The 12,142-nt window shown below is 56.4% G+C and carries 12 protein-coding genes; 7 read left to right on the top strand and 5 right to left on the bottom strand.

Annotated features, from left to right (window positions below; translation table 11 throughout):
- Window positions 1-5: 5 nt before the first annotated feature.
- The 4 genes from VN577_22465 (at window position 6) to VN577_22450 (ending at window position 2,505) form a co-directional block, all read left to right on the top strand.
- Window positions 6-644: a DUF4412 domain-containing protein gene (locus tag VN577_22465; GenBank protein ID HWR17610.1), complete on the top strand. Its 639-nt coding sequence runs from the start codon at window positions 6-8 to the stop codon at window positions 642-644.
- A 2-nt stretch (window positions 645-646) separates the two neighbouring features.
- The gene (locus tag VN577_22460) at window positions 647-994 is read left to right on the top strand and encodes a spore germination protein GerW family protein (protein HWR17609.1); all 348 of its coding nucleotides are present in this window, start codon (window positions 647-649) and stop codon (window positions 992-994) included.
- Between the two features lie 174 nt (window positions 995-1,168).
- Window positions 1,169-1,351, top strand: a complete 183-nt coding sequence (locus VN577_22455) for a hypothetical protein (GenBank protein ID HWR17608.1) — start codon at window positions 1,169-1,171, stop codon at window positions 1,349-1,351.
- A 134-nt stretch (window positions 1,352-1,485) separates the two neighbouring features.
- The gene (locus VN577_22450; GenBank protein ID HWR17607.1) at window positions 1,486-2,505 is read left to right on the top strand and encodes a radical SAM protein; all 1,020 of its coding nucleotides are present in this window, start codon (window positions 1,486-1,488) and stop codon (window positions 2,503-2,505) included.
- Between the two features lie 4 nt (window positions 2,506-2,509).
- Here the strand turns inward: VN577_22450 and VN577_22445 are convergent, their stop codons facing one another.
- The gene (locus VN577_22445) at window positions 2,510-3,067 is read right to left on the bottom strand and encodes a class I SAM-dependent methyltransferase (GenBank protein HWR17606.1); all 558 of its coding nucleotides are present in this window, start codon (window positions 3,065-3,067) and stop codon (window positions 2,510-2,512) included.
- A gap of 56 nt (window positions 3,068-3,123) precedes the next feature.
- The gene (gene rmuC / locus VN577_22440) at window positions 3,124-4,545 is read right to left on the bottom strand and encodes a DNA recombination protein RmuC (protein ID HWR17605.1); all 1,422 of its coding nucleotides are present in this window, start codon (window positions 4,543-4,545) and stop codon (window positions 3,124-3,126) included.
- Between the two features lie 133 nt (window positions 4,546-4,678).
- On the opposite strand from rmuC, the gene VN577_22435 reads away from it, so the two are divergent.
- A complete protein-coding gene (locus VN577_22435; protein ID HWR17604.1) occupies window positions 4,679-5,473 on the top strand; it encodes a CAP domain-containing protein in 795 nt (264 codons plus the stop codon).
- Window positions 5,474-5,487: 14 nt separating this feature from the next.
- Entirely contained in the window at window positions 5,488-6,390 is a 903-nt protein-coding gene (locus VN577_22430) for a DUF72 domain-containing protein (protein HWR17603.1), read from the top strand.
- A 49-nt stretch (window positions 6,391-6,439) separates the two neighbouring features.
- Here VN577_22430 and VN577_22425 read toward each other — a convergent pair whose 3' ends face one another.
- The 3 genes from VN577_22425 to VN577_22415 form a co-directional block, all read right to left on the bottom strand.
- Window positions 6,440-8,047, bottom strand: coding sequence for a bifunctional UDP-sugar hydrolase/5'-nucleotidase (locus tag VN577_22425; GenBank protein ID HWR17602.1), 1,608 nt, complete (start codon window positions 8,045-8,047; stop codon window positions 6,440-6,442).
- A gap of 464 nt (window positions 8,048-8,511) precedes the next feature.
- Window positions 8,512-9,750 carry a flavodoxin-dependent (E)-4-hydroxy-3-methylbut-2-enyl-diphosphate synthase gene (ispG, locus tag VN577_22420; protein ID HWR17601.1) on the bottom strand — a complete coding sequence of 413 codons (1,239 nt, stop codon included), beginning with the start codon at window positions 9,748-9,750 and terminating at the stop codon, window positions 8,512-8,514.
- 101 nt (window positions 9,751-9,851) lie between these two features.
- Window positions 9,852-10,226, bottom strand: coding sequence for a hypothetical protein (locus VN577_22415; protein ID HWR17600.1), 375 nt, complete (start codon window positions 10,224-10,226; stop codon window positions 9,852-9,854).
- 389 nt (window positions 10,227-10,615) lie between these two features.
- Here VN577_22415 and VN577_22410 point away from each other — a divergent pair, with 389 nt between their 5' ends.
- Window positions 10,616-12,121 carry an aldehyde dehydrogenase family protein gene (locus VN577_22410; GenBank protein HWR17599.1) on the top strand — a complete coding sequence of 502 codons (1,506 nt, stop codon included), beginning with the start codon at window positions 10,616-10,618 and terminating at the stop codon, window positions 12,119-12,121.
- Window positions 12,122-12,142: the final 21 nt, after the last annotated feature.

Raw genomic sequence — 12,142 nt, 5'->3', positions numbered from 1 at the left:
GAGATATGCGGAAATTCGCAGTCGTGATTCTTTTTGCGTTTGTCGCTTCGCTGGCATTAGCGCAGGTTCCGGGCGCGGTTCCCTTCTCTGGGGATCTGACCATGAAAGCCAAAGGCGGAGAAACCATGAACGGGAAAATGTATTTCAGCGGCACGAAGATGCGCTGGGATATGAACGCCGCCGGGCATCAGAGCATCATGATCAACGACATCCCGGGGAAGGTCAGCTACATGGTGATGCCGCAGCAGAAGATGTACATGGAAATGCGCGCCGGACAACAAAGCATGCATCGTGGCCCCAAGATGCCCGACCTGAAGTCCTACGATCCGACGAATCCGTGCTCCGCAGCAACTGATATGACTTGCGAAAAGGTGGGTACTGAGACGGTCAACGGCCGCACAACAGACAAGTGGCTGTTCAAGAACAAAAAAGATGGGTCCACGATGACCGTGTGGCTGGACAAGAAAATTCACTTTCCGATTCGCACCCAAACCAATGACGCGACCATCGAATTGAACAACATCCAGGAAGGAATGCCCGCAGCCTCGCTGTTTGAAATCCCCTCCGGATACCAGAAATTCAGCATGGGCGGCATGATGGGAGGCCAGATGCCTCAGATGCCGACGGGCAAAGACGACGAGTAACGATGGAAATACAGAAGTATCTGGAATCGATTCACACCAGCATCGCCGGGAGCACGACGGTGAAAACCGTCTTCGGCGACCCGGTCAGTGCCGAAGGCAAGACCATCATCCCTGTGGCCCGCGTCCGATACGGATTCGGCGCGGGCTTCGGGATGGGTCCCAGTCGCAATCCGGAAGAGCAACGCCTCGGCCAGGGAGGCGGTGGCGGCGGTGGTGCGATGGTAAAACCAATCGGAGTGCTTGAGATCTCGTCGGCGGGCACCAGATTTGTTCCGATTCGGGACCATAAACGACTCGCCGCTCTCGCTCTTTTGGGATTCGCGGTGGGATGGTTCTTGAAAAAACGCTAACTCCCAAATCGAAACTCCTCTTGACGCAAATTCTTGCCCCGCTAACGATCACTTGACGTCGATTGGTACCAGAGTTGCATCGTTCCCAAATGTGTCTCTGAAATAGTGCTGTAGTAAACAGTTTTCAGCCGTTTTGCTTGTCAGACGAAAAGCTCACCGCCTATTCTGGCCTCGATGCTTTGTAATACGTGGAATCACCTATACGAGCAATATGAGCGCATTGCGCTGAACAGGCTGCAAAGCCACCGCACCATGGGCGTTCACATGACCGACCGTAAGATGGACGCTATGAATACCGCCATCGCGGAAGCCCTGCGCGCTTTGCGCGAGCACGAACGGCAGCACGGCTGTCACTAGCAATCCGCCCCTTCCCAAACCAAGGCCGCCTACATCTGACGGCGGCCCGTTTTCCTTCTTCCTTCCTGGTGTTGACGAGTTTCCCATTTCGGGAATACGATAGCGAAGAAAAAGCGAAAGTCGAGTACCTCCCTATGGCTTCCCTTCCGCTTCTCCCTCCCGACTGCGATGACCCGAAACTCGTGGGGATTGCCCGCCTTGCCGCCGCTGGGGAACACATCCGCGACGGACACAACATCGAGTACTTCACTATCCAGACCCGGTCGATCCTGAATCGCTGCAACGTGCCCCGGATGCCATTCTCCTGGACCGTAAATCCGTTTCGCGGATGTGAATTCGCCTGCAAATACTGCTACGCACGGTATACGCACGAGTTCATGGAACTTCGCGATCCGCTCGCGTTTGAGCGGCTGATCTACGTGAAGCAGGATGTGGTCAGCCAGCTACGTCGTGATCTGAAGAAAGTTAAGGACGGAGAGCAGATCGCGATTGGCACGGCCACGGATCCTTACCAACCGGCCGAGCGGCGGTATGAAGTTACACGCTCGATTCTGGAAGAGTTCTCGCGACATGAGGGGCTCGACATCAGCATCGTGACCAAGTCGAACCTGGTCGTGCGCGATACCGATCTGCTGCGCAAGATCGCCGAGCGCAATCGCATGTACGTGAATCTCACCGTAACGACGCTGGACTACCGTTTGGCTCACATTCTGGAACCGCGAGCACCGCGTCCAGATTTGCGCCTGGAGGCGGTTCGGGCTCTAACGCAAGCGGGCGTGTCTGCGGGTGTGATCTGCGCACCAGTGCTGCCTGACATCAACGACTCGCTGCGCGATCTCGATGCGCTGGTAAAAGCAACCAAAGAACATGGCGGACTATACATCTACGCCAACCCATTATTCCTGAAGCCGTGCTCGGCAAACGTCTTCCTGCCATTTCTCGAGAAGGAATTTCCTCACCTGGTTGAAAAGTATCGTGCGCGCTACGGAGAGAAGGCTTTCGTGACCGCTGCGTATAGAAAGAGAATCTCGACGCTGATGACCAGCTTGCGTAAAAAATATGGGCTTTACGGGCGCTGGGATTACGCAAGCCATCCGAAACCGGCGAGTGCCCGAGCCTCGCAAGCGGCGCAGATGGGACTCTTCCCGGCGTAGCCACCTACATTTTGCGGAGTAACACAGTTTTGCTCCGGCGAATGTTCGGCCGCTCCGCGACTGCGAAGCCCGCAGCCTCCGCTTGCTTCAACTCCGAAGCGAAGAATGCGTCGTCGACGTGCCCCGTCGGCTCTGAAACCAAAAACATTGCCCCTTGTTTCGAAGTAGCGGCGACTTCGCGAAAGCACGGATGCCCTTCTGGAAATTCGTGCACTACGTAGAAAGCCAACGTGAAATCCACCTGCCCGGCCAAATCGGAAATACCAAGAGTTTCCGGTCCAGCAACCCTCGCGTCGATACGATCGCCGACTCCGGCCTTCTCTGCCCGACGCTTCAGTCCGTCTATCATCTTCTGCTGTACGTCAATGGCAACCACACGCCCGGAGGGACCGACCATCTTCGCGATGGGCAGCGTAAAGAAGCCCATCCCCGGCCCCGGTTCGAGGACTGTCATGCCGGGCTGAATGTAACGGGAGAGCAACTGCTCGGGCTTCGTAAACAGACGGCGAAGGGGACTTGCAAGCAGATATCCGAGCCACCAGGGGCAAACACGATGGGACATCGAGCAAACCTTTCTGTCCACATCTTAAATGGAGCGATAGCTTACCGTTGATGCAGCTACTCGGCGCCTGCCGAAGCCGCCAGTTCCTCTGTGCTGTCGAATAATTCCAGAGTCCGTGTGGTCTTCTCCACTGGCTGTAGCTCGGCAATTTCCTCGGTCACCGCGGGTCCCAACTCCGCGAACTTCCTCGCGGAAACCATCACACGTGATTCCATCGATCCCACAGCTCGGTTGTAAGACTCAACCGCACGGTCGAGGCCCTTACCGACCGCCTCCATGTGATTGCCCATGGCGCGCAACCGCTCGTACAGTTCCTTGCCAAGGTTGCTGATCTCCAGAGCGTTGCGGGCAAGCTTCTCTTGCGTCCACCCATAGGCGACCGCCCTCAGCAACGCAATGAGAGTGGTTGGCGAAGCCGGGATCACCTTCTGCATCACGCCATCTTCGATGAGCGTGGCGTCCTGTTCGAGGGCTGCGCTGAAGAAGGTTTCACCGGGCAGGAACATAACAACAAACTCCGGCGTTGGCTGGAATTGTTCCCAGTAGGCCTTCGAGCTGAGCTTCTTCATGTGCTCGCGAATCTGGCGCGCGTGGGCGAGCAGATGCCCCTTGCGATGATCTTCGTCCTGCGCCTCCAGCGCATTCAGGTACGCCTGGAGCGGGGCCTTCGCATCCACCACCACATTCTTGCCGCCGGGCAGCTTCACAATCAGGTCAGGACGCAGACGCCCATCGCTGGTGGAAACGCTCACCTGTTCTTCGAAATCGCAATACGGGATCATATTGGCGATCTCGACCACGCGCCGCAACTGGATCTCGCCCCAACGTCCGCGGACATTCGGAGCACGCAAGGCTGTTACCAGCTTTCCGGTTTCAGCCTCCAGCTTCTGCTGTGATCCGATCAGCGACTTCACCTGTTCGGTCAGAGTTCCGTATGCCTGGCTCCGGCTCTTTTCGAGTTCCTGGAGTTGGGTATCAACCTTCGCGAGGCTTTCCTTGATGGGATCGACCAAAGTAGCGACGGCTGTGTGCCGCGCCTCGAGTTCCTTCTTCGCTTCAGTCTGATATTTCTCCAGGGTACTCTTGGCGAGTTGCAGAAACGACTCGTTGTTTGAACTTAGCGCTTGTGCGGCGACAGCCTGGAATGCGTCCCGCAGCTTGTCCTGGGCTTCGCTCAGCAGAGCACGTTGTTCCTCCAGTCGCTTGCGCTCTTCGCCAAGAGCGGTTTCCGCAATGCTGCGCGCCTTCAACTCGGCTTCCAGCCGCTCCTGCAACTGCTTGCTTTCAGCATCCTTCCGGCTGAACTGGGTACGCAACTCTGGAACCGCGGCTTCGGCCGTTGCCGTCCGCCGCTCGGCATCGCTCAACTTTGTTTCGAAGTCCTTGCGAAGTCTGTCACTTGCCAGCAGCCTCCCGATAAAGACACCGATTCCTACTCCGCAGATAATCGAGACTAAAATGATTGCTGCCTGGCCCATCATGACTCCAACTTGGAGATTAAAGCTTGGCGCGAATCGTATCACAAACGGGTGCGAGTATTCGCTTTTTTTTCGCCTTAGTTCCGTGAGATTATTGCGGATAAGCATCCAAGAGTTTGAGCATCCTTCGACGATGAGATCGCTAGTCCTAATCCTGGTCGCCTTAATCCTTCCCTTTTCAGGATGGTCCCAAGTTCAACCAACTTCCGACGAGCAGAAACTCGTCGACGAACTCAACCAGTCTCGACGCGAAGCCGGCCTGCCCGATCTGAAACTGAATCCTTACCTGGTTCAGTCGGCCCGCCAACACGCTGAGCGAATGGCGCAAACCGGAAAGCTCTCTCATCAACTGCCCGGAGAACCTGAAGTCTCGAAGCGCATTTCGGCTACGGGGCTTCGCTTCGATCGCGCCGGCGAAAACGTCGGCTTTAGCACCTTCTTCGAAGACCTTCATCCGAATTTCATGAAGTCGCCGCCGCACCGGGAGAACATCCTTGAACCGCGCTACAGCGACGTTGGTGTCGGAATCGCCCGTGGGCAGGACGGCACCTATTGGGCCGCGCAGAATTTCGCTCATGTAATCGAAGAGCGGACGGCCGCCCAGGCGGAAGAACTGGTCGCGAAAGCGTTCACGGACTTGCGCCGTCGCTACCGCTCGCCGCGACTCGAGCGCCTAAATTCGGCAACGCTCAAACAGCTTGCATGCAGGATGGGCAAAGCCGGCAAGGTCAACGCACAGGCGGTACTTGGTCTGCCCGATGTGCGTTACGCCGTTACTTACAACAACAGCAACCCGGAAGACCTGCCGGAATCCGCACAGCGGCTCGCACGTAATCGCGACATTTCCAAGTACTCGGTCGCAACCTGTTTCGCACAAAGCCCGGAAAATCCGGGCGGCACATACTACGTCGCGCTGGCTTTCTATTGATTTACGATGATCCAGTGAAGATCCACATCGGCCCCGCAGGATGGTCTTACAAGGATTGGGACGGGACCGTGTACCCTGCCCAACTTAAGAAGGACAAGCATCCTGTCGAGTATCTCGCGCAGTATTTCGACCTGATCGAGATCAACAGCTCGTTCTACGGGCACATCCGCCCGGAGATCGGAAAGTTGTGGTGCCGCAAAGCGAAGGCGGTTAATCCGGACTTCGTCTTCACCGCCAAGCTGAACAGAGCCTTCACGCATTCACCGATCGCAGTCGTCGAGTCAACCTCGGCGAAAACCATTCGCTTCAACGACAAAGATGAAGACGACGCCAAGGCCGGGTTGGACTCCCTCGCGGAAGAAGGCATGCTCGGCGCAGTGCTGGTGCAGTTCCCCATCTCATTCAGGAATACGAACGAGAACCGTGATCACCTCGAGTTACTGATTCGGCAATTCCGTGAGTATCCACTGGTGGTGGAAGTACGCCATTCAAGTTGGGGCAACGAGGGCGTGCTTCGTTACTTCGCGCAGAAGAACGTCGCGTTCTGCAATATTGATCAACCGCTTCTCGGCCAGGCGATCCAGCCGAGCGAGCATGTCACCTCGAGCATTGGTTATGTACGCCTGCATGGACGCCGCTACGATCAGTGGTTCGATCCGGAAAAATCGAGCGACCGCTACGATTACCTCTACACCACCAAGGAACTCGAAGGCTGGAAGGAAAAGATCGAACTAGTCGCAAAGAAAGCCGACGTCACCTTTGTGGTCGCTAACAACCATTTCGAGGGCAAGGCTCCAGCGAACGCCTTGGAACTGAAGGCAATGCTCACCGGCCGAAAGGTTCTCGCACCGGAACCCCTGCTCAGAACCTACCCACGGCTGGAAGCGATCGTCGTGCCCCATGCCAAGACTGCCTGAGCCTTAAGAAGAAAACCCGCGCCCCCTGAGGAGCGCGGGATCATGTCACCTACTTTTGCGCCTTTCCCGGAATCGATGCCACGTCGCGAATACGTCCTGAATACGCGGGATCGAGAATCGCCCGTTGGATCACGAGCGCCTTGATCGCGTCGTAGGCGGTGTCGGGAAGTATATGAACGTCCTGCACCTCAAGTCCCATCATGGGCAGAAACATCACCAATCCCTCGGTTCCCGTAACCGAATAGAGCCGGGTGGGGTCGAGTTTGTGCCCGTTGATGTGGACTGTATCGAGCAGAATGCGCTGATAAGGAGGGTTACGCGAGTCCATTTCGAAGCGCATCCCTGAAATCTGCGGATACAAATCCGTGTTCGTCAGCGTTATTTCCAATCCTTTGATCAGTTCCGCGCCGCTGATGCGGAACGTCGCCAGGCGGAACAGATCGATCGACAAACCGGTTTGGGTCATGTGCGGGATGCCATAGCTCATCACGCGAAACACATCCGCTCCCACGATGGGCCCAGGCGGCATATCTTCGTTGATGAAGCCGCTGGCTTCCAATGCGATCTCTGTCCCGGTGTGGTTCCGGTAGGCATCGGCGACTAGGTCCCCGAGAGCCGTGTCACGTTTGATGTGATCGGGATCGAATTCCTTGGAGATCGGCGCAGTCGCCCAGGCAATCTGGGTGTGATAGATGTCTCCGTAACGAGCGACGATTTCCGGCTTCAGACTGTCGACTACTGCCTGGAGCGACGGATACGCCGGCACATTCTCATCAACAGACAGCAGCGAATAATCCACCATGGAGACATGTGTTCCGTCGTAGTTCAGCCGCAACTTCCCAACCCACCGGTAATACTGTCCGGCCGAAACGATGATCGTTGTGCCCGTCGGCGACACAACCATCTTCGGTTCCGCGAGCGCAACGTGGTCGTGCGCGTTCACGATCACATCGATCCCCGGCACAACTTGCGCCAGCAATTCAGATACCTGCATACCCGTGTGACACAGGCACACAACGATCTGCGCTCCCTGCGACCGCAACTGCGCAACAGCGGCGGCTGAGTCCTCTGCCAGCGTTTCGCGCACCACTACCGGAGCAGGCTGCTCAATCACGTCGTACGGGGTGGTGATGCCAAAGAATCCGACCTTCACTCCATTCACTTCCTTGAGTGTGGTCGAACCGATCCAAGGCAGATATGGGTAGTTGGCGAAATCGAGGTTCGAACTTACCAGCGGAAACGACGGAGGCGCAGGATACGTCGGCATCGAGTAGCTCAGCACAAAGGCCAGGAAGTCAGGCCCGTACTGAAACTCATGATTGCCGACGGCCATCGCGTTCAATCCGAGTTGTTGAAGGATCTGAATCTCCGGAATCCCGAAGTATTGGTTGAAGAACGGATCTCCGTGGAACAAATCGCCACCGTGCACAAACAGAGCCTGCGGGTCGGCTGCGCGTTGCATGCCAACAACCGTGGCTACTTTCGGTAATCCGCCGAGAGTGCCGTCGAGATTTGCGTCTTTCGGTCCCCAGGCGTCGATGTGCGAATGCGTGTCGTTCACGTGGAGCAAAGTGACCTGTTGGGCCGTGCAGATTCCCACCCAGACTAAAAAGCAGAAAACGATGAGAAGAAGCCGAATAAGGCGTGACCGCTTCATGAACACCTCCCCAAGTGCTCAGTACTGAAGCGAAGCTTATCGCCGAAGTTCCAGGTGGGAGCTACTTAGATTCGCAATTATTTACAGAAATTCCCAAATTGAAATCGCCGAACTCGCTGCAAAAAAGTGTCACTTTCGGTGACAAAGGAAATCCAGGGAACTTTTGCCATCAGTCCTTCGTATACAGGGACAGAATCGGTTGACGAAACGGAAATGCAAACGTCAGAAAAGTAGGCAACCGGGAGGTTCTTATGGATGCGAATTGGAATTGGTTCATCGACAACGCTTTGATTCGGACGGCTTTGGTAGTGGCGGGATTTGTGGTTTGGCTCGGTGTGTCGGTCGGCCTACTGAGTTTATAACGCGACCACGTCCGTTTTCCGCGCGACAACGAACGCGCCGGTGGTCAGTGGAGGGCACGGCGAAGCTGCCGTGCCCCCGGTGTATTCAGTAGGTTGAGCTGATTACTTCGCGACCGCTTCCGTCTTCGGTGCGTAGTGTGAGTCCACGTAATCCTGCAGGATCTTCATGAACTCTTCGGCGATGTGGTCGCCTTTCAGTGTGGTCATTAATCGACCGTCAACATACACAGGAGCCTTTGGCTCCTCAAATGTCCCGGGAAGTGAGATACCAAGGTTGGCGTGTTTTGATTCGCCGGGACCATTCACCACGCATCCCATGACAGCCACTTTCATCTCTTCCACGCCGATGTAGTTGTCGCGCCAAATTGGCATCTGGTTGCGAAGATAACTCTGGATATTCTCAGCCAGTTCCTGGAAATAGGTGCTCGTCGTTCGTCCGCATCCTGGACACGCCGTCACCTGCGGCGTGAAGCTGCGGATGCCCATCGACTGCAGAATCTGCTGCGCAGTTACGACTTCTTCCGTGCGATCGCCGTTCGGGGCCGGTGTAAGGGAAACGCGAATCGTGTCTCCAATCCCTTCCTGCAACAGGACTGCAAGTCCCGCCGTTGACGCGACAATTCCCTTTACGCCCATGCCTGCTTCCGTCAAACCGAGGTGCAGTGGATAGTCACAGCGAGCCGCCAGGTTCCGGTAAACATCGATCAAGTCCTGCACGCCACTCACTTTCGCGCTCAGGATGATCTGGTCGTGACGCAGTCCGTACTTCTCCGCCAGTTCCGCAGACTTCAGTGCGCTCACTACCATCGCTTCCATGGTCACGTCGCGAGCCGGCAGTGGGTCCGCAAGCTTGTTGTTGTCGTCCATCATGCGGGTGAGCAGTTGCTGGTCGAGCGAACCCCAGTTCACGCCGATGCGAACCGGTTTCTGATTTTCGACGGCCACTTCGATCATCGTGCGGAAGTTGTCGTCGTCTTTCCGCCCGACGCTCACGTTGCCGGGATTAATGCGGTACTTCGCCAGCATCCGCGCGCACTCGGGATACTTCTTCAGCAGGATGTGGCCGTTGTAATGGAAGTCGCCGATGATGGGAACGCTGATACCCTTGCGGTCCAGCAAGTCCACAATGCGAGGGACGGCAGCGGCAGCCTCGTCGTTGTTCACCGTCACGCGCACCACTTCCGATCCGGCGCGCGCCAGTGCTTCCACCTGTGCAACGGTGGAGAGCACATCAGCGGTATCGGTGTTGGTCATGGACTGCACCATTACTGGCGCGTCGGAGCCCACGCGGACATTGCCGATGGTACAGGTAACGGATCCTCTGCGACGTATCTCTGCCATGTTGGAAATTCTTGAATACGTGTGACTTATTAAAATTCTAGCACGCAGGGGAGAGGTCAGGGCCGTTGTTCAGGCCTACAACAGCCCCATTACAAACCCTCTTATTGTCGCCGGCTTCTCATGCGCTCCTTTGCTTCTTCTCTCATTTCATCAAGTTTCTTTTGCTGATCGTCGGTCAGGATGGGACGAATCTTGTCCATATGCGCCTGGTGAATCTCGCGGGCTTTCGAGACTTTCTCCTGACGCGATTTCGAACCATCTTTCTTGATTTGTTGAAGTTGACTGGCTTCGTCCTCGAGGATGGGCTTGATCTTGGCCTTTTGATCGTCTGAAAGCTGGAGTTTCTCGGACAAATTCTTCAGGCGGTCTTCCGCCGCCGGCATGTTTCCGCGGCGGCCAAGGCGGCCTTGGGCAAATGTTGGTATTGTTCCCACAAGCAATCCAATCAGAACAATCACAGGCACGACACTTCTCATTACGTTCTTTCTCCTAAGTTAAGGCCACGTCGTGATTTCAACGATGACGCGACTTTCTCTTGAACACGGCAAGTACGCCTGAGTCGTGCTGCGCGTTGAAGTTGACTGTGAATTACGTTAACTCTCTCGGTCGTTAGCCAGGCCGTCCTGTATGGAACCATCACTCCGGTTTCATACCGCTTGACCGATTCATACGCTGACTGTCTGGTCTCCAGAGCCCCACTCCTTTTCGTTTTCCCACTCCTGAAAGAAAGTACTTTTTGTGCTACATTTACTTCCCTTCGGCGGAAGAGGATGCCGCCGTCGTGGTAGTGGGTATTCACGTAACGCACTAAATTCAACTAGCAGCGGAGCGCCCTTCCCAGCACGCTCCGGACAGGAGATGGGCTATGAGCACAGCAGTAGCTCCCTTGGTGAACGAGCATGTTTCCAAGTTCATCGCGACCCCCCGCAAAATGTTGATCGACGGAAAATGGGTAGACGCCGTTTCCGGAAAAACCTTCCCCACGTACGATCCCTCCACCGGCAAGGAGATGGCATATATAGCTGAGGGTGACGCCGCCGACATCAACCTCGCCGTCACCGCCGCGCGTCGAGCGTTCGACAAAGGCCCTTGGCGGAAGATGACCTCCTCCGAACGCGGCCGTCTCATCTGGAAGCTTGCCGACCTGCTCGAGAAGAACCTCGAAGAGTTTGCGCAACTCGAAGCACTCGACAACGGCAAGCCTGTAGGTGTCGCTCGCGCTGCCGACGTTCCTCTCGCAATCGACCTGTTCCGTTACATGGCCGGATGGACGACCAAGATTGAAGGCAACACCATCCCGATCTCGGTTCCCTACACTCCGGGTGCGAGATATCTCGCCTATACCCTTCGTGAGCCCGTGGGCGTCGTTGGACAGATCATTCCGTGGAATTTCCCGCTGCTGATGGCAGCCTGGAAACTCGGCCCCGCACTGGCGGCAGGCTGCACGGTAATTTTGAAGCCTGCTGAGCAGACTCCACTCTCCGCCATCCGACTCGGCGAACTCATCATGGAAGCCGGATTCCCTGAAGGCGTCGTGAACGTTGTTCCGGGCTACGGCGAAACCGCCGGTGCCGCGCTCTCAGCGCACAACGACGTGGATAAAGTAGCCTTCACCGGTTCCACGGAAGTCGGCAAGATCATCTTGAAGGCCGCCGCTGGAAACCTGAAGAAGGTCTCTCTCGAACTCGGTGGCAAGTCGCCGAACATCGTATTCGCCGACGCCGACATGAAGACCGCCATCCCTGGCGCCGCCAGCGCGATCTTCTTCAATCATGGTCAATGCTGCTGCGCCGGGTCGCGCCTTTACGTTGAGAAGCGTGCGTTTGATGAAGTGGTGGAAGGCGTCGCCGAGCAGGCCAAAAAGATCAAACTCGGTCCCGGTATGTCGCCTGACACCCAGATGGGTCCATTGGTCAGCGATGAGCAACTCGCCCGCGTCACCAGTTATATCCAGTCCGGTCTGAGCGAAGGGGCAAAGGCCGTTGCCGGCGGCAAGCGTCACGGCGAGCAAGGCTACTTCGTCGAGCCAACCGTACTCGTAAACACCAACGAGAACATGAAGTGCGTGAAGGAAGAGATCTTCGGACCTGTGGTGGCTGCGATCCCGTTCGAACGCTCCGACGAACTCGTTGAGCGCGCCAACAGCAACCCTTACGGACTCGCGGCAGCAGTGTGGACCAAGGACATCTCCAAGGCCCACCAGATCGCAGCGGAGATGCGTGCAGGCACCGTGTGGATCAACTGCTACAACATCTTTGACGCCGCCATGCCGTTCGGTGGCTACAAAGAGTCCGGTTGGGGACGCGAGATGGGTCACGACGCCCTTGAGCTGTACACAGAAACCAAGGCAGTCTGCACCCGGCTCAGCTAACCCGCTTGTGTTTGGACAAGG

This window comes from Terriglobales bacterium (assembly GCA_035561515.1).
Classification (GTDB): domain Bacteria; phylum Acidobacteriota; class Terriglobia; order Terriglobales; family Acidobacteriaceae; genus DATMXP01.
Note: the sequence above shows the minus strand (reverse complement) of the source record. Positions and strands in the feature narration are given on the sequence as shown.